Origin of the sequence: Marinibactrum halimedae (genome assembly GCF_021234875.1) — a bacterium.
GTDB classification, from domain to species: domain Bacteria; phylum Pseudomonadota; class Gammaproteobacteria; order Pseudomonadales; family Cellvibrionaceae; genus Marinibactrum; species Marinibactrum halimedae.
The window spans coordinates 91,940-110,374 of record NZ_JAJQVM010000008.1; the positions used below are offsets into that span (position 1 = coordinate 91,940).

General features: G+C 46.0%; 13 protein-coding genes and 1 pseudogene. 7 read left to right on the forward strand and 7 right to left on the reverse strand.

Annotated elements, in window-relative coordinates:
• Nucleotides 1-347: 347 nt before the first annotated feature.
• Nucleotides 348-932 (forward strand): chalcone isomerase family protein, encoded by a 585-nt coding sequence (locus LU351_RS06620; protein WP_232593274.1) that lies wholly within the window; start codon nucleotides 348-350, stop codon nucleotides 930-932.
• Between the two features lie 394 nt (nucleotides 933-1,326).
• Nucleotides 1,327-1,920, forward strand: a complete 594-nt coding sequence (locus LU351_RS20885) for a helix-turn-helix transcriptional regulator (protein WP_232593275.1) — start codon at nucleotides 1,327-1,329, stop codon at nucleotides 1,918-1,920.
• Nucleotides 1,921-1,992: 72 nt separating this feature from the next.
• On the opposite strand, the gene LU351_RS06630 is transcribed toward LU351_RS20885, so the two are convergent.
• Nucleotides 1,993-3,603, reverse strand: a complete 1,611-nt coding sequence (locus LU351_RS06630; RefSeq protein ID WP_232593276.1) for a glycoside hydrolase family 43 protein — start codon at nucleotides 3,601-3,603, stop codon at nucleotides 1,993-1,995.
• A gap of 241 nt (nucleotides 3,604-3,844) precedes the next feature.
• On the opposite strand from LU351_RS06630, the gene LU351_RS06635 reads away from it, so the two are divergent.
• From LU351_RS06635 to LU351_RS06650, 4 genes are all read left to right on the forward strand, one after another.
• Nucleotides 3,845-6,190, forward strand: a complete 2,346-nt coding sequence (locus LU351_RS06635; protein WP_232593277.1) for a YgiQ family radical SAM protein — start codon at nucleotides 3,845-3,847, stop codon at nucleotides 6,188-6,190.
• Between the two features lie 260 nt (nucleotides 6,191-6,450).
• Complete coding sequence (locus LU351_RS06640) at nucleotides 6,451-8,730, forward strand: serine/threonine-protein kinase (protein ID WP_232593278.1); 2,280 nt, start codon at nucleotides 6,451-6,453, stop codon at nucleotides 8,728-8,730.
• Nucleotides 8,731-8,778: 48 nt separating this feature from the next.
• Entirely contained in the window at nucleotides 8,779-9,495 is a 717-nt protein-coding gene (locus LU351_RS06645; protein WP_232593279.1) for a hypothetical protein, read from the forward strand.
• Nucleotides 9,496-9,716: 221 nt separating this feature from the next.
• The gene (locus tag LU351_RS06650) at nucleotides 9,717-10,256 is read left to right on the forward strand and encodes a carboxymuconolactone decarboxylase family protein (RefSeq protein ID WP_232593280.1); all 540 of its coding nucleotides are present in this window, start codon (nucleotides 9,717-9,719) and stop codon (nucleotides 10,254-10,256) included.
• A 116-nt stretch (nucleotides 10,257-10,372) separates the two neighbouring features.
• On the opposite strand, the gene LU351_RS06655 is transcribed toward LU351_RS06650, so the two are convergent.
• From LU351_RS06655 to thiC, 6 genes and pseudogenes are all read right to left on the reverse strand, one after another.
• Entirely contained in the window at nucleotides 10,373-10,993 is a 621-nt protein-coding gene (locus LU351_RS06655) for a jacalin-like lectin (RefSeq protein WP_232593281.1), read from the reverse strand.
• A 122-nt stretch (nucleotides 10,994-11,115) separates the two neighbouring features.
• Nucleotides 11,116-12,702 (reverse strand): thiamine phosphate synthase, encoded by a 1,587-nt coding sequence (gene thiE / locus LU351_RS06660; protein WP_232593282.1) that lies wholly within the window; start codon nucleotides 12,700-12,702, stop codon nucleotides 11,116-11,118.
• 71 nt (nucleotides 12,703-12,773) lie between these two features.
• Nucleotides 12,774-13,553 (reverse strand): thiazole synthase, encoded by a 780-nt coding sequence (locus LU351_RS06665; RefSeq protein WP_232593283.1) that lies wholly within the window; start codon nucleotides 13,551-13,553, stop codon nucleotides 12,774-12,776.
• Nucleotide 13,554: 1 nt separating this feature from the next.
• Nucleotides 13,555-13,758, reverse strand: coding sequence for a sulfur carrier protein ThiS (thiS, locus tag LU351_RS06670; protein WP_232593284.1), 204 nt, complete (start codon nucleotides 13,756-13,758; stop codon nucleotides 13,555-13,557).
• On the reverse strand, nucleotides 13,758-14,957 hold the full coding sequence (gene thiO / locus LU351_RS06675; RefSeq protein WP_232593285.1) for a glycine oxidase ThiO: 1,200 nt from the start codon (nucleotides 14,955-14,957) through the stop codon (nucleotides 13,758-13,760). The genes thiS and thiO overlap by 1 nt, the downstream gene beginning before the upstream one ends.
• A 30-nt stretch (nucleotides 14,958-14,987) precedes the next feature.
• Nucleotides 14,988-16,721 (reverse strand): annotated as a pseudogene (thiC, locus tag LU351_RS06680) (phosphomethylpyrimidine synthase ThiC); the annotation flags it as partial.
• 864 nt (nucleotides 16,722-17,585) lie between these two features.
• Between thiC and LU351_RS06685 the strand changes: the two are divergent.
• On the forward strand, nucleotides 17,586-18,431 hold the full coding sequence (locus LU351_RS06685; RefSeq protein WP_232593286.1) for an AAA family ATPase: 846 nt from the start codon (nucleotides 17,586-17,588) through the stop codon (nucleotides 18,429-18,431).
• The last annotated feature ends 4 nt before the right edge of the window (nucleotides 18,432-18,435 follow it).

Here is an 18,435-nt window from a genome sequence, read left to right on the forward strand (position 1 = left end):
TGTGTGATTTTTGTTATATTGGAGGAAAAGTTAATCGAAATTCTCATAAGTTAATGAAGACTGCTTCGCATTTATTTTTATATGTTGTGCCATAAAAGCATTAGGCGACGCCATCCAGTGATGTATGTCACGGTGAAGCACTTTAATTCGATAAGAAAAAAAGAGCATTAATACTGACTATTAAGTCATTGATTGATGAGGTGAGTTATCGCATTGGGTGGAATTGATGCTGTACTAACCTATAAAGAGACATTACCCTTGAGTGGCTTACTCAGAGGTTGGAATAGGTTTTTCATTTTCTGTGTGGCACCGATTAACAATAAATCTAAACTCGGGAAGAGGTATCTATGAGAGTGATTGGTAAACGCTCTGTCGTTCATGCGATGTTGTTGTCTTTTATGGCCATGTGGGCTGTGGCCCCTGCGATGGCTGAAAAAATAGCCGGTGTTGACATTGCCCCCAGCTATGCACTTAATAATGCTCAATTGGTGCTCAATGGCGCCGGCATTCGGAAAAAGCTCTTTTTAAAGTTGTACGTCGGCAGTCTTTATTTACCCGAGCGTATGGACAATGCCGATAAGGTTGTGAGAGCTGATGGATTAGCGTCCATGCAATTAACCATCACCTCTGGAATGATTTCCAGTGATGCAATGAAAGACGCGATTACGGACGGTTTTGAAAAGTCATTGAAAGGCAATACTCAAGCTTTGGCCACTGAGATTGAAACCTTAATGAAGGTTTTTTCCAGTGAGATTAAAGAAGGGGATCAAATCGTCTTTAACTATACACCGAATGTGGGAACGGTCGTTTCTAAAAATGGCACGGAACAGGCAACCATTAAAGGGTTGGCTTTTAAGCAAGCGTTATGGGGTATTTGGTTAGGCCAAGAGCCGGCAGATGAAAAGTTAAAGAAGGCGTTACTGGGTTTATAGAAAAAATTGCTATTGCTCATGCTAACATAGTAAAAATCGAAAGGGGCGATGCCCCTTTTTTCATGCCTTCAAAATGGTCATTGGGATGCCTTTAAGTAATCAAATTTTGTACGAAAATGTCCGGTTGCCTAGTGGTTATAGTGCTGGCTGGCAGTATTATGATTTAGATATCGCAAGCCCGTTGACGGTTTCACCACATTTTCACAGTCATTACGAAATTCTATTTTTTGAACAGGCGGAAGGCGAAATTATTATTAACTCGCAACCTTATTCTGTTTGCGAGAATGCATTATTTTATTTTCCTGCGTTATCAATCCATTCTTTAAGCCTTAATAAAGGAGTAAAGAAATTCTATCTGATACAGTTCGAGACACGATTATTTAATGAGCTTAATGTGCCTATCTCAAAGGTTTTCCATCAAGACGGTGTTTGGCATGTGGACGATCAGGATTTATTGCTGTTTCACGGCTTGTATGGGCAATGGGAAAAGGATGTAGATAACACTCATCTCACCCTTAAAGGGCTGGCTTTGTTGAAGGTACTTCTTCTTTTTATTGAAGAAAAGTTAGAGTGGCTGGGCAGTGAACCGCTTTCTTTACGGAAACATTGGGCGAGTACGACGGAGGCAACCAGTCAGCGTAACGTATCGCGTTTGTTACCTTTATTGAAGCATATGGAGGCAACTCATTATGGTTCTATATCATTGGAAGAGGCCGCGCAGATTTGCGGCATATCAAAATTTCATTTCTCAAGAATGTTCAAATCGGTATTTCAGCAAAGTTTTCAAGATTACATGTTAAGACAGCGTATTCTCACTATTTTGCCAATACTGGGGAATAAAGATATTTCTATTGCAGAAGTGGCGTATCAAGCAGGTTTTAGTGATTCGTCTCATTTTTGTAAGCGCTTTAAATTAATTATGAATCAAACCCCAGGTGAGTTTAGAAAATTATTAAAGCGCAACAGTGAATTTTCTCGCCAAGGTTAGTTGATAACGTATCGTAAATTTATATGCATCAGCGAGCACGCGGCTCGCTGTAAGAAAGGGAGGTTGAGGTGGCTATTGGCTGTTTTCTGAATAATAAAAATAAGAGAAATCCGCGTGTTTATTCAATCCAGATACGTCGGCTGCGAAAATTCCAACAAAACTGCCGGTAAAACGAAAAATATCGTCGCCAAACTCATCGGATAAGCAGGTGGCGTTTAGCTTAGGTCCAATGGGGGACCACCCACTGTTTGTTTGCCAATAAAACTGATACCAGCACTCACCCAGTGTTACCTTAAGTTTAATGGGGCCATCAGGAACAACAACAGGTGTGCCGTATTCGTTGTATTGATCATTAATATGCCCCACAATTTGCAGAGTGCGAGCGTGATTGTCGTCAATACTGACTTTTAAGAAATAATGATTGCCTTTATCGTAATACACGACAAGCCCGGCCATTTGTTGAATGTATTCTGGTGAATAATCCAATTCTGTCTCAGCAGAAAATTCAAAATGTTGAATACGTCTTGCGATAAAGCTTTGATCGTAATTCGAGTATAAATAATCTCGTCCAGTTAAACGTAGGTAGCCTTGCCGTGCTTTCAGTGAACACCATCGCTCTTCTATTGGTTGTCTTAGAGATTGAAAATGAGGATTGAGCTGATCGCTTTCAAAGTCATCATTCAGGCTTTCTGAAGGCCAAGGGTGAGCCGGTAAGTCGGGGGCAATCACATTGAGCTCGCCGGTATTGGTGCCATTATAAAGATAAGGCCAATCATTTTCCCATTTGATTTTTTGTAAGCCGCTTTCTCTGCCTAAAATACTGAAACCGCGTGCGAACTTCGGTACAAAATTATAGCCCTCTGGGTTGTCCACAGGACGGCCTAGTAAATGCGACATGTACCATTCATTGGACTGTGTTTCTACAAAAAAACCATGGCCAGTACGTTGCAAAGGGGCATCACCTTTGAATTCTGAGGTAATAACAGGGTTATTGGGATGCACTTCGTATGGGCCTGCAATATTTCTCGAGCGGCACACGGTAACCGCATGATGAAAACCCGTTCCGCCCTCCGCTGTCACTAAATAATAGTAGCCGTCTTTCTTAAACATTTGCGGTCCTTCCGTAAAGCCGCATTCGGTGCCATGAAAAATGGTCTGTATTTCGCCGATATTTTTTTGTGCTATAGGATCATATTCTTGAAGCACAATGCCGCCAAAAAAATTCTTATTTAAACGGCCATCCCAAATCATATTCAGTATGTATTTCTTACCGTCATCATCATGAAAAATAGACGGATCAAAACCAAATGCATTAATAGATACCGGGTCTGACCAAGGGCCTTCAATAGAGTCTGCGGTAATTAAATAACAGCGGGGTGACATCCAGCTTCCACCACGGAAAGCTCTCATATTGGCATAAGTTAGCCAGAATTTGCCATCTGCGTGGGTGAGCGCCGGTGCCCAGCAGCCACCAGAATTATCGATACCGGTTAAGTCCAGTAATCGCACTTCTGATAAAGCTCGTGTGAGTAGTCGCCAGTTTACAAGGTCTTTAGAGTGATGAATTTGAATACCCGGAAACCATTCAAAGGTGGAGGTGGCAATATAGTAATCTTCCCCCACACGGCAAATAGACGGGTCTGGATTAAAGCCAGGTAGAATCGGATTTTTTATTGTGTTCATAGATATTTACTCAGGCGAAATTGAGGGCGGCTAGCCTTTTGAGCATGGCCAGTTGTTTTGTTTTTGTTCGTCGTTATTCTGATTTTTAGTGTATCGGGCTTTTTTAGAAAACGATGTAATATTTTTGATGTGTTACGGTATGATCTTGCTCTCTTTATTTGGTGCAGGTAGACAACTGGGCTCTATGACTTTGGTCTAACTTCTGGGAAAATACGTGCACTTTCAAATGAGTTGACCTGATATGCCTGTTTCTGCCCCAAATCTTTTTTCCTTCCCCAAATACTGGGCTGAGTGCTATGGCACTGCGCCGTTTTTACCGACGTCTCGTGAAGAGATGGATAGGTTGGGTTGGGACACTTGCGATGTCATCATCGTGACTGGCGATGCTTATGTTGACCACCCAAGTTTTGGTATGGCAGTGATGGGGCGATTGTTAGAAGCTCAGGGTTATCGAGTGGGGGTAATTGCTCAGCCAGATTGGCGAGATACGACGGACTTTATGCGGTTGGGGAAGCCAAATCTCTATTTTGGTATTACTGCTGGAAATATGGACTCGCTCATTAACGCCTACACCGCAGACCTGCGTATTCGTCATGATGATGCCTACACCCCAGGCGGTGAAGCGGGAAAACGCCCTAATCGCGCCGTAATTGTGTACAGTCAAAAGTGTAAAGAGGCCTGGAAAGAGGTGCCGGTGGTGATCGGTGGCATTGAGGCCAGTTTACGTCGTATTGCTCAGTACGATTATTGGAGTGATAAAGTTCGTCGTTCTGTCCTTATTGATTCTACAGCCGATATTCTTCTTTACGGTAATGCAGAACGGGCCATTGTAGACCTGACTCATCGATTGGGCGCTGGTGAGCCGGTGTCGTCCATTACTGATCTTCGGGGTACGGCGATTATTACTCAGGGGACGCCACCAGGGTTTACAGAGCTAGATTCCTCACGAGTGGATTGGCCCGGCAAGATTGATCAAATCCCGAGCCCTTATGAGTATGTCCATGATCAAAAAAACGTGGATGCCGAGGGCAATATTACCGATGAACCTCTACAAGGGGAGGTAGAGCAGGCGAGTGAGACGGTTGAGCCAATTCGCATTGTGCCTATGCCGTTGCGTCGGTGGGAAGAAGATTTAGATCCCGCTAAAACCTGTATACGCTTACCCAGTTTCGAAAAGGTCAGTAAAGACTCCGTTTTGTATGCTCATGCTTCGCGGGTACTGCACCAAGAGTCAAACCCTCATAATGCCCGCGCGTTGATTCAAAAGCACGGTAATCGTCATATCTGGGTTAACCCTCCACCGATACCTCTGGAGACCGATGAAATGGATGCGGTCTTCGGTTTACCTTATCAGCGTATTCCACACCCCTCCTATAATGGCCAGCGTATTCCGGCCTATGACATGATTAAAACTTCCGTCAATATCATGCGGGGTTGTTTCGGGGGGTGTACCTTTTGTTCTATTACTGAACATGAAGGGCGGATCATTCAAAGTCGTTCTCAAGAATCAATTTTACGAGAAATTGAAGAAATTCGGGATAAGGTTCCAGGATTTACCGGTACGATTTCGGACTTGGGCGGGCCGACTTCTAATATGTATAAGCTCAACTGTAAAGACCCGGAAATTCAAGCATCCTGTCGGCGTTTGAGTTGTGTTTACCCAAGTATTTGCCCGAATTTAAAAACCGATCATAGTGAAACGACACAGCTTTATCGTAAGGCGAGAAAAATAGAAGGGGTACACACCATTGCCATTGCCTCTGGATTACGATACGACTTGGCAGTAGAAGACCCCGAATACGTAAAAGAATTGGTAACACATCATGTGGGCGGGTATTTGAAAATTGCCCCTGAGCACAGTGAGCAAGGCACACTCAGTAAGATGATGAAACCCGGTATGGGGACGTACGAACGTTTTGAGAAAATGTTTTATCAATTTTCTGAGGAGGCGGGTAAAAAGCAATATCTTATCCCGTACTTTATTGCGGCGCACCCAGGTTGCGAAGATGAAGACATGATGAATTTAGCTCGTTGGTTAAAAGAGCATAATTTTGAAGTCGATCAAGTGCAGACGTTCTATCCATCGCCCATGTCGTTAGCGACCGCGATGTATCACTCAGAGCGTAATCCTCTGAAAAAAATCGGTTATAAAACTGAGAAAGTCTATACCCCCAAAAATTTAGAACAGCGTCGAACCCAGAAAGCGTTTCTGCGCTATCACGACCCTGAAAATTGGCCTCGATTACGTGAAGCCTTAAAGCAAATGGGGCGCGAAGATTTAATTGGTTTCGGCACGAAAGCGTTAGTTCCTCCTCCCTCAGAAGGTAGTGGCGCTCGAACTAAAAGTGGCGCTCGAACTAAAAGTGGCGGTGGCTCAGGTCGTGCTCATTCTGCTTCGACAGCAAAAATGGCCAGAGGGGATAAGCGACAGCAGGCGCTGCCCAAATCGGGTTCGCAACGAAGCAAGCAGACGTCCGAAGCTGGAAAGCAGGGGGGGCATCGTACTTCTTCCAAGCATCGGCCCACTTCCTCAGGCAGTACCAATGGAAAATCACGTTTTTCCAGGCCCAAAAACAAAAAGAGATAGTTTAATGGAGTGTGTCGCCATTAGAGTTTTATATTATTTTAAAGTGTTTTTGGCGACACATTTTATTCAAAACATTTTATTCAAAAGTCAGTTGAGTACTGAATAGATAGAATTACAGATAATATCAGTACTGATAAAGGGAAATGTGTTGGCGTTCCTCTATTGTATGTGAAATTGAGATATAATTTGCTCAATTGTGTTTGCCAAAATTCGAACCATATGAATTAAAATGAAAGCAGTGAAAAGGAGAGCATCTTTCAGTGACTGTAGAGAAAAAAAATTCATCAGAGCACCGTGATAATGCTGCTACTGAAATTGTTTCATCAAAGAAAACGACGGACTCGACTCCATCATCTTCTTCAAATAAAGAGGAGGAGTCCACTCGAATTGTTCCGTCTTTATCGAAAAAGGCTCAGGCCGTTTCGACAGATGAGGCAACCGTTTTTGTTTCAAGTTCTAATCCGCCTTCGCAGGGCTCTTCATCAAAGAAATCATCTTCGCCCCCCTCGTACTCAAAGAAATCCACCGCACAGAAACCTATCGCACAGCAAGCCCATGGTGCGCGAATGGCTGATGTTCATAATCCAGAAACAAGTTCAGCAAAGGGTGCTTCTAGCGATTACACCGAATACGTAGCCTCCACAGACAGCACGTCTAATTCCAAAGGCTTTCAGGCCGCTCGTGATTTGGCTCAAAAAGCCATGAACGTGAAAGGTAAGATGCTGAAAAAGCGTTTTGTGCTTGAAAGAGTACTAGGACGTGGTGGTATGGGGGTGGTGTATAAAGCAAAAGATTTACGCAAGGTCGAAGCGGAAGACCGGAACCCTTACGTGGCTGCTAAAGTATTGGGGCGCAGTTTTAAAGATCACCCGGATGCGTTTAAAGCCCTACAAAAAGAAACTGCCATTAGCCAAACATTGGCCCACCCTAATATTGTTACCGTTCATGACTTTGATCGTGATGGTAATACCATTTACATGACCATGGAGTTATTAGAAGGCACCCCGCTTGATAAAGTACTGAAAGAACATAAAGGGGTCGGTTTAGGCAAAAAACAGGCTCTGCATTTATTCACGGACATGTGTGCTGCCTTGGCTTACGCCCACAAGCGAGATTTAATTCACTCGGACTTTAAACCTGGTAATGTTTTCGTCACGGTCGATAATGCCGCTAAAGTATTGGATTTTGGCATTGCAAGGGCGGCGTCAGTGGGCAGTAAAACGGCGATTGCCGATGGCCAAGGTGCGGGCAGTACACAAGGTGGGAATGATTTTGACCCAGGCTCTTTAGGGGCGTTAACCCCCGGTTATGCCAGTTTGGAAATGTTCCAAGGGGAGACACCTTGTTTCTCTGATGATGTGTATGCCTTGGCATGTGTGCTGTACGAGATGCTCTGTGGTGAGCATCCTTACGATAAAACCCCCGCCAATAAAGCGATTGAAGAAGGGTTAAAACCGAAGCGCCCGGATGGCCTGACCAATCGAGAGTGGAAGGCGCTAACCAAAGGCTTGGCGTTAAAGCGGGAAGACCGCTGGAAATCCACCGAACAATTTATGTATCACCTGTTGCCCCGCAGACGATCCCCTTGGGTGCGCGGTATTGCCGCCACAACCTTTGTGGCTATCGGTTTGGCGGCCTGGTTTGGTTACGAGAGTTATCAAGCCGAATTAAGTGTGGCTAATACCATTGCCGAGAAACTCGATGTGGCCAATCAATGTTTCGAGCAGGGTAACTATCAGTGTGCGATTGATAACAGTTTGGTCGTAAAAAACTTAGCCCCTAATGATAGCAATGCAAAAGCGCTTTACGATAAATCCATTGAAGGTTTAAAAGATCAGCAATTTACCAAGGCCATCGACGACCTTCGTGCAGGAATGCGGTCGTGTTTTACCTCTGGCGATTATGATTGTGCATCTGTGAGAGCGAGAGAGTTACTGGATCAGTTGTCAGAGGATGCAGAAGCCCAACAACGTCTTGCGGAGATAGAGCAGATTAAACAATCGCAAAAAGTGACTACAGTCATTGCTCAAGCGCAGAAATGTTTAGATAACCAAGATTTAGAATGTGCTACATTATTTCTCGATGAAGCAAAGGCCATTGATTCGGCTCATCCTTCTGTTGAAGCACTATCCCAGGCGCTAATGAGCAGAAAAGAAATATTAGCTGAGCAGGCCTCTGAGCGGAGTGCAAAAATTTCGGCGCTAATGTCGTCAGCAAAAAATTGCCAACGTCAGCAAGATTACGGGTGTGTGATTGCAAAAGCTGATCAAATTCTGGCGATTGATGATGTGAACACGGAGGCAGTCAGCATCAAACAGCAAGCAATATTGGCAAAGCAACAAGCCAATGCCGATGAACGAACGGTAAGAAAAATTTTGACACAGGCCCAAGCATGTTTGGATAGGCGCAATTACAGTTGTGCAATTGCTAAATCTGAATCTGCCTTGGACATTGTGCCAAAGCACCCAAGTGCTCTGCGATTACGAAAAAAAGCAGAGGATGCTCAAGCAGCACTGAAAAAATCCATCATGATTAATTAACGGTGAAGTCATCACTTTAGTGAGTCGTAACACCAAAAAGGAGTTTATATGAAATCTTTATTATCTTTAGCCATTGCAACCGCGATGACCGTTGGTGGTTTTTCTGTAGCCACGTTATCACCTAATGTGAACGCAGGATTTTCTTTAAAAGATTTAGAAAAAGCCGTGGATAAATCTGATAAGAAATGTAAAAAGGGCGATGATTCCTGTAAGTCTCGTGAGAAATTAAAAGCGGCTGCAATCGTCGGTGCCAGTGCCGTTGCCATTAAGTTAATCGCTGATATGGTAGTTGACTATCGATCTAAACAAGTATCCACAGAAAATGATGTGGTGGCAGAGTATAAGAAAAAGCATAAAAAATTGCCTAAAACCACAGTGGCTTCGTTGTATGATGCAGAATCGGTAAATGGCGATATTATTGAGCCAGGAACAAAAGTGGTTATTGCGTCTACGGTAGAAGTGGTGCCTGGCCGTGATGATAAGAATGTACGTGTGCAAGAGCGTTTAACGATTTACGATAATGAAGACAACACCAAGCCACTTAAAGATCTTACCAAAGTGGTCAACCCGAAAAATGAAGCTGGTGGTCGTTTTCAAAATGAATTTACGTTTACTTTCCCTGAAGGTATGCCACAAGGCGTTTATCCAGTGGGTTCGACATTATTGTTGAATGGAAAAGATGCTGAGAAAGAAGACAATAAATTGCAATTGGTTTTGCATGTGGATCATTTGGGTAATGGCCAAATGGTGGCAGTGAATCAGTAATTTACATCACTTCACTTTTTTACCAGTCTAGTTTTTACCAGCCTAGGGGCGTCTGTGTTATTGAGTAGACGCCTTTTTAGTCCTCTCATTTTATACACAAAACATCTTGAGTCCGGTTTGGATGTTTTTGTAATCCCGTTTGCATAGATTTGTGATATTTTCGTATTACTATAAATTCTTTGTTGCTTGAAATTTTGATTTCTCAAACGATAAGGAGAACAATGATGAATACGACGATACATACGCTTGAATCTGCGCCAGAAGCGGCAAAACCGTTACTTGAGTCTTCTAATAAAGCATTTGGCATGATTCCAAATTTACACGGTGTTATGGCGGAGTCTCCTGAATTATTAAAAGGGTACCAAACCATAACTCAGCTATTTCAATCGTCTGATTTTTCTAATGAAGAGCTGACGGTGGTGTGGCAAACCATAAATGTGTATCACCAGTGTCACTATTGTGTACCGGGGCATACGGCTATCGCCAAGTCTATGAAGGTTGATGATGCAATTACGGCGAGAATTCGGGAACACGCTCCTTTGGATGACCCTAAGTTGCAAGTGCTGCGTGAGGTCACTGAGCATATTCTTGAGAGTAGAGGGCACTTAAGTGAAGAGTTATGGGCTCGTTTTTCAGAAGTGGGCTATTCAGATAAGCATTTATTACAAATTGTGCTTGGTATTAGTCATAAAGTGATGAGTAATTACACGAATAGTTTGTATGAGACACCCGTTGACGACGCGTTTAAAATGTTTGAGTAAGAGAGCGTTAGCTATTTTTATTTAATGTCTTAGATGTTGTGTTTTTGACATCCAATTTTTTGAGAGGCGCTGAAGGAGGTATCTTCATTCAGCGCTGAATCGTATTTAATAATGTTTTACATTCTTCGACCAATTAATCCTAATTGATCAATCAAATTACCATCCCGACCATACATGCCAGTAACTTCATAACCTTCCGGCACATACATAATACCGGTACTTCCTCCTTTACCCCCCATAAAACGAGAGCTTCGTAAATTGGTGATAAATTGGATGGCGTCGATGTACTTTCCTGCTCGATAGCGAATGCCAACAATGTATTCACCTGGGCGCAGTCGGAATTCATGATAGTCGCCACCACGGCCACCCCATTTTTTTCCTTTTCTTTCATCGTAAACAAAGCGAATCGCATCAACGTAACGCCCAGCCCACACTTGTACTTTTCGTACATGTAAATGTGCAGTGGCGTCATCGGAAAAAGCTCGCCCACCATTGCCGCCTGCAGCGCGTGACTCTACGTATTCCGATTTATTTCGGTTGTTACGTCGCCAGTGTCGAGCATGTTTTGGGTTGTCGTTTGCATCGTAGCCAGCCGTTTGAAAAGTGCCTTCAGTCAGGTGGTATTGATATGAAGGTGTTGTTTTGGTGGCGAAGCTCATGGGGCTGATTACCATCAGTACGATGGCAATCAGCATCGAAAAATGACCCCTAAAAACGGTGCGATGATTATTTTTCATTATCATTACCTCTATTGCTTTCCGCCTAATCATGTGGCGTCTTAATGATGAGGTAACCATAACGAGGTTGATCCAAACTGCACCTGAACGGTGATGTTGTTCACAGCGGTTGTGTGGCCAGGTTACAGTGTTTTTTGGTCATAGGTTTCATTCACAGCCGATTTAATGATATCCATAAAGCGTTGAGTTGTTCCTTCAGCGTCCTTGGCATGGGTAATGGCGGTGATCATGGCAATCCCATCGGCACCGGCTTCACACAGTGCTTTGAAATGAGATTCATTCAATCCGCCAATGGCCACTAGGGGGCAATCAACCAGTTTACGCCAGTAAGATACCCCATCAATTCCTTGGGGACGCCATGGCATGTCTTTAGTATTGGTGTGAAATACTGGGCCGCTGGCCACATAAGAGGGTTTTACGCTCAGCGCATGGGCAAGTTCGTAGTGGCAGTGAGTACTTAAGCCAAGTCTTAATTGATGTTTTTCCAATTGATGAAGGTCGGCGGTTTGCAAATCTTCATACCCTAAATGAACGCCATAGGCGCCGTGTTTGATTGCCAATTCCCAATAATCATTAATGAATAACCGAGTATTAAAGCGTTCGGCAATGGCGATGGCGCTTTGAATTTCTCTCTCAAGGGCTTCGCCTTTTAGGTTTTTTGCGCGCAATTGAATGGTGGTTACCCCAAGGGAAAGCAAACGTTCAATCCATTCGGCGCTATCCACAACGGGGTAAAGTCCGAGGGGGGAATCTCCGCAAGAGGGGAAATTAAAATGGTAGGGTTGAGAGGGAAAATGCACAGAGGGCAGTTTTTCTAACGGTATTTGGGCCGCTTCTGTTGAGCTTATCGTTGCTGGTTTGATGGCTTGAAAATTCGGTTTGAGAAACTCACCAAAGCTGAGGGGAGCAAACAAGGCTTCTTGCAAACGTTGTTTGGCGATCACAACGGCATCAGCGGCGCTGTAACCGAACCCCATCATACCGGCGATGAGAGATGCTAAGCTGCAACCGGTGCCTCGGCAGGGTTGATTCAGTGGTAATTTGGGTGTGCTCACCCAAAATGCTTGCGGCCCGCCAGTGCCGAGCCCGATGAAATAATCACTCACCATGTTGGAATCGGTGCTTGAGCTGTCATCACTGTGCCCGCCTTTTACCAATATTTGCTGGGCACCGGCTTTTCGCCACTGCCTTGCAAAGGTTTCAGGTTTAGATAAATCGGCGTCTTCAGTGGCTATTTGTTCTGACCATAACGCTGCTTCAAGCAGGTTGGGTGTCATGAGTGTGGTGATGGGCAGAAGTCTTTCTACAATGACTTGGGGAGGGTCAACCAATAAAGATTTGTTCAGTGTATTGGCGAACACGGGGTCATACACCACTGGAATCTCTGTTAGGTTGTGCTCACCGATCCAGTTTTTGAGAGCGATTGCTAATCCTTGGTTGGGCATAAGACCCACTTTGATCGCCGAAGGCCGTTCGTGTGAAAGACAGGCATTGAGCTGGGCAACAAACTCTTCCGTACTCACTGGGTAGACTTGAGCGGGCTCGCCTGCCTGGGCGGGCTGAGCCGTCATTGCAGTGGGAACGGTATAACAATGAGCACCGATGGAATGCAGCGCTTTAATATCGGCTTGTAGTCCGGAAAAACCAGCCGGGTCGATACCGCCAATGGCGAGGACAACTGAAGACTGCTCTGGGGTGTATTGAGTCATGGGAGTGATTTATGTGTGTTTTGTGGGAGGCGATTTGAGGCTCATTGATGAGCCTGCAAGGTGACGATAACTTATTCGTGCCAGAATGGTTTACCCAGCTCTGGGGTACTGGCTTGAGCGAAGTCTTGCTCTGGCAAAATGCCCGCTTGATAGCCGGTACGACCGGCTTCTATCGCATGTTTAAACGCCGCTGCCATGGCAACCGGATCATTGGCTTGTGCGACGGCGGTGTTCAGTAAGATGCCGTCAAACCCTAATTCCATGGCTTGGCAAGCGTGAGACGGTGCACCAATACCGGCATCGACAATTAACGGCACATTTGGAAAATGACTGCGTAAGGTTCGCAGGGCGTAAGGGTTCATTAGCCCTTTGCCACTGCCGATGGGCGCGCCCCAAGGCATGAGTACGTGACAGCCAACTTCCATGAGTTTTTCACACACAATTAAATCGTCGGTGGTGTAGGGGAAAACGGCAAATCCTTGTCGAGATAACTCCTCAGCGGCGCTCACTAGCTCGAAGGGGTTGGGCTGCAAGGTATGATCGTTTCCGATGACTTCCAGTTTGATCCAGTGTGTATCAAAGACTTCTCGTGCCATCAGCGCCGTTGTGATGGCTTCTTTGGCGCTCATACAGCCAGCGGTGTTGGGCAGAATATGTACATCGTGTTGTTTGATGTGATTCCAAAAGGCTTCACCAAACTGACCATTGCTGCTTTCGCGCCGTAACGACACTGTGATGATTTCGGTATCCGAGGCCGTAATGGCGTCACTCATGGTGGTCAAAGACGGGTAACGCGCCGTGCCCAGCAATAAGTGGCTTTCAAAGGTGTTTCCATCCAATTCCCAAGTCATATTAACCTCCCACCATGGGGGTGAGTAATTCGATGGTATCGCCGTCTTGAACGGAAGTTTCTTCGTAAAGCGATTTGGGAACGAATTGTTCGTTTACGGCAACCGCAAATTTTTGTTCTTTGGGAGCAAATTTCTCCGTTAACGTTGAGAGCGTGATGGTTTCACTCAATTGATGCTCAACGCCGTTAAAGACTATGCGAATCATTAGGCTTCCACTGGGGTTGTGAATCGCTCAGCGGATGAGCGGTTCAATGAAGTTTGAAAAGTTGATGATGACGGAGGTGGTGTTGAATGCTCAGCCACTTTGCTCATGACGGTCTGCATGACCCATGGCGTTAATAAAATACCGTGGCGATATAGGCCGTTAACGGTGAGGATACCGTCGTGCCAATCAATCATCGGCGCGTTGTTGCTCAGGGCCGGTCGGCATTGGCTGCGCATATCCAGCAGCCTGGCTTCGGCAAAACCCGAATGTAAGCTGTAGGCCGCAGACAGTAGCTCCATCGCCGAGCGCAGGGTAATCGGCCCGTCGTCTTCAGATTCGATCTCGGTCGCGCCAATTAAAAACCGCTGGCCTTTTCTCGGAATGACGTAAATAGAGTATCGAGGATGAATTAAGCGAACCAGATGATTCAATATGACTTCCGGGGCATACACTTCAATCGTTTCGCCACGCACACCACGAACCGTAGGCAAGTCGGTTTTGGCTCCGGTGCCTCGGCAATCCACCACAAGATCAAAGCCCATTTCTGCTGACAACGCCGCCTTGTTAGAAGCGCCAAAAGTGATTTTGTTTGCGGCCAATGTCTGCACACGGATGCCTTGCATCATCGTGCAACCGGCACTCAGTAACGCCTGCCTTAAGCCTGAAGTCAGTGATTCTGGGTGTATCCACGCTTCTTGGTCGAACCAAAGGCCGCCGTTAAATCGCTGGCCGAGCACCGAGTTTTTATCGGAGAGTTGTGCTCGGTTGAGCGTTGAAAAGGTGGCCGGTGAGCCTTCTCGATTTAAGTAAGCGGCTTTTTGTTCGAAAGCCAAATAGCTGCCGTGATCTTGCTGATGCGCGACCACCACACAGCCACCTCGGTGCAGCTGCACAGGGGTGGTTAGATGCTGATTCAAATGGGCAATAAAATCGGGCCAGGCTTTCAACGCTTCACGTCCTGCTCCTAATACGATGGGGCAGGCGTTAACTTCGGTATTGGGCGTGAGCATACCGCCGGCCGCCCAACTGGCACCTTTGGGAGAACCCCCTTTCGACGCCTCAAACAACGTGACAGAAATGCCACGTTGTATCAGCCCCCAGGCCGCACTCAACCCTGCAATGCCGCCACCGACCACCGCAGCGGTTTGCGGGGATTGTTTGTGAGAAGAGTCGAAGCTGGGAGCGTTTGACAGCGTCATTGCTTATGCCTCAGCGGTCGCTGGGGTTTTGTACTCTTTCACTTCTTGCGAGATTTTCATCGAACAGAATTTCGGCCCACACATTGAACAGAAGTGAGCCGACTTAGCTGACTCTTTCGGTAAGGTCTCATCGTGGAAGCTGCGAGCAGTGTCTGGGTCGAGAGACAGGTTAAATTGATCTTCCCAGCGGAATTCAAAGCGTGCCTTAGACAACATGTCATCACGGTAACGAGCACCCGGATGGCCTTTGGCCAAATCCGCAGCGTGCGCGGCGATCTTGTAGGCGATCATACCGGCTTTCACATCCTCACGATTCGGCAAACCCAAATGCTCTTTGGGTGTCACGTAGCACAACATTGCGCAGCCAAACCATCCAATCATGGCGGCACCAATACCACTGGTAATGTGGTCATAGCCTGGTGCAATATCGGTGGTCAGTGGGCCGAGGGTGTAGAACGGTGCTTCGTCACAGTGCTTAAGCTGTTCGGTCATGTTCTCTTGAATGAGGTGCATCGGTACATGGCCTGGGCCTTCAATCATCACTTGTACATCGTGTTTCCAGGCGATTTGGCCTAGCTCGCCAAGGGTTCTCAGTTCAGCAAACTGGGCTGCATCGTTAGCGTCGGCAACCGAACCTGGGCGCAAGCCATCGCCTAAAGAGAAGCTGACGTCGTAAGCTTTCATGATTTCACAGATTTCCTCAAAGTGGGTGTAGAGGAAATTTTCTTGGTTATGGGCCATGCACCATTTCGCCATGATGGAACCACCACGGGACACAATACCGGTGACACGGTCGGCGGCGAGCTCAATAAACCCTTGGCGAACACCGGCGTGAATGGTGAAGTAATCTACCCCTTGCTCGGCTTGCTCAATAAGGGTGTCGCGATAGAGTTCCCAAGTAAGGTTTTCGGCAATGCCATCGACCTTTTCCAGCGCTTGGTAAAGTGGCACGGTTCCAATTGGCACGGGTGAATTACGGATAATGTAATCACGCGTCGCATGAATGTTTTTACCGGTGGACAAGTCCATCACGGTGTCTGCACCCCAGCGGGTAGACCACACCAACTTTTCCACTTCTTCTTCAATGCTCGAACTTAACGCCGAATTGCCGATGTTAGCGTTCACTTTCACCAAGAAGTTACGGCCAATAATCATCGGCTCTAGCTCAGTGTGATTGATGTTCGCCGGGATGATGGCGCGACCGCGAGCGATTTCTTCGCGCACAAACTCCGCCGTAATCGGCTGCAAATTCGCCCCCATAGAATTGCCCGCCAAACGCTTGGTGCGCTCTTCGGTGGTGAACTCGTTGCTTAAGGCTTCTCGAAGCTGGTTTTCACGCAGTGCGATGTATTCCATCTCTGGGGTGATGATGCCTTTGCGAGCGTAATGCAGTTGCGTCACATTGCCGCCATTTTTAGCACGGCGAGGTTGGCGTTGAAGTGCTGGAGCCAGTACAGAATCGTTACCAAGGTCGGTGCGTTGACCATTATCGACAGGTTGAATTTTGCGACCTTCATAGAATTCGGTGTCTTCGCGGGCGTCAATCCAGGCAGAGCGTACGTCTGGCAAACCCTTATGCACGTCGATGTCGGCGTTAGGGTCTGTGTAAGGGCCGGAGGTGTCGTAGACGGTAATGTTGGTACCGTCAGTCAGTGAAATTTCGCGGGCAGGGACTTGAACACTGCTGTTGTCTGGGTGCGTTAGGTACACCTTCCGGCTGGCGGGCAGTGGGTCACGGGTAAGAATTTCAATGCCTTCTGGAATGTGGTGCTCACATTGCTTTGGGTCATTATTGGGGGGAGTAAAGGTATCGACGGTTGCGGAGTCGTTTGTGGTGTTCTGCGTCATGTGAAGCCCTCAAACTGTCTATTTTATTATCGAGATATTGCTATCAAGACATCTGTTATGAAGACGGAATAAGACGCAGGGAGTGGCGGTGGCAGCGTTGTTGATAACAAAACGGCTGATGTTGAGCTTGGCATTTATCACCCAAGCTGATTCATCAACCGCTACCTGTAAAAAGGCCGCTGTAGGTAGGTGGTATTGAAAGGGGCATCGCCAAATCAATACACGTTCTACGTATCATCATTACCATAACAAACCGACTGATGAGTAATTAGTCAGTTTGTCTTGCCTCTTCCCTACGCCGGCATTATCCGGGTCAGGTTCTGCGGGACCGTTTTCAGAGCAATGTTTGCCATTGCGCTCAAAAACATCTCAGCCATTTACAGCGTAGCTGCTTCTCACTAAAAACCGGATTTCTCTTGATAAAGAAAATTCCAATGGCCAAAGCCTGAGGAGGTGATAGCAAAAGTCAGTACAGTCGGCGCCCCGAGAGCGTGGGCAAAGTATACGCTTGAAACTTTTTCTCTGCCAAGCTTTTGCATTGCATCTTGAGAATTTGTTGCGCGAGATCGTCATTCAATTGGCCTAAAACGGGCATTAGCTCGACAAGGGTTTGTGTTACGCTCGAAGACGTATGATAAAGCCGTGAACAATCGTTTGAACTAAACGTCACCGTAGTGACGTAATATATCGATTAAATAAATCACGCAGTGATGCATGTTTTGAGCTATCCAATGTGGCCGATTAAATAAATGTGGCCGAATAAAGAGTAGGAGAGAAATTGTGAGTTTTAGCGGAACGGATAAGTACGTCGCCACAGACGATTTAACCATGGCAGTAAATGCGGCTGTCACGTTGCAGCGCCCACTATTGGTGAAAGGAGAGCCGGGTACTGGTAAAACCATGTTGGCCGAAGAAGTCGCAGAGAGTCTCGGAATGAAGCTCATTCAGTGGCACATCAAGTCAACCACAAAAGCCCAGCAAGGATTGTACGAATACGATGCTGTGTCTCGTCTGCGCGATTCGCAGTTGGGTAACGATAAAGTCCACGATATCGGTAATTACATAAAAAAAGGAAAGTTGTGGGAAGCTTTCGATTCTGATGAGCAAGTCGTGCTTTTAATTGATGAGGTGGATAAAGCGGATATTGAATTCCCCAATGATTTATTGGTGGAATTAGACAAAATGGAATTCTTTGTTTACGAAACCGGTGAAACGATTCGAGCCAATAAGCGCCCAATCGTGATTATTACCAGTAACAACGAAAAAGAGTTACCCGATGCGTTTTTGCGTCGTTGTTTCTTCCATTACATTAATTTCCCCGATCGCGACACCATGCAACAAATTGTCTCGGTGCACTTCCCAGAGATCAAAAAGTCTTTGGTTCAGCACGCGCTGGATGTATTTTTCGACCTCAGAAAAATTCCGGGTTTAAAGAAAAAGCCGTCCACATCTGAATTAGTTGATTGGTTAAAACTCTTATTGGCCGATGACATCCCTGAAGAAATTCTTACCAATCGTGATACCACCAAAGCGATTCCACCTCTTTATGGTGCGTTATTGAAAAATGAGCAGGATGTGCACTTGCTGGAACGTTTAGCGTTCATGACGCGTCGTGAAAAGCGTTAATTTA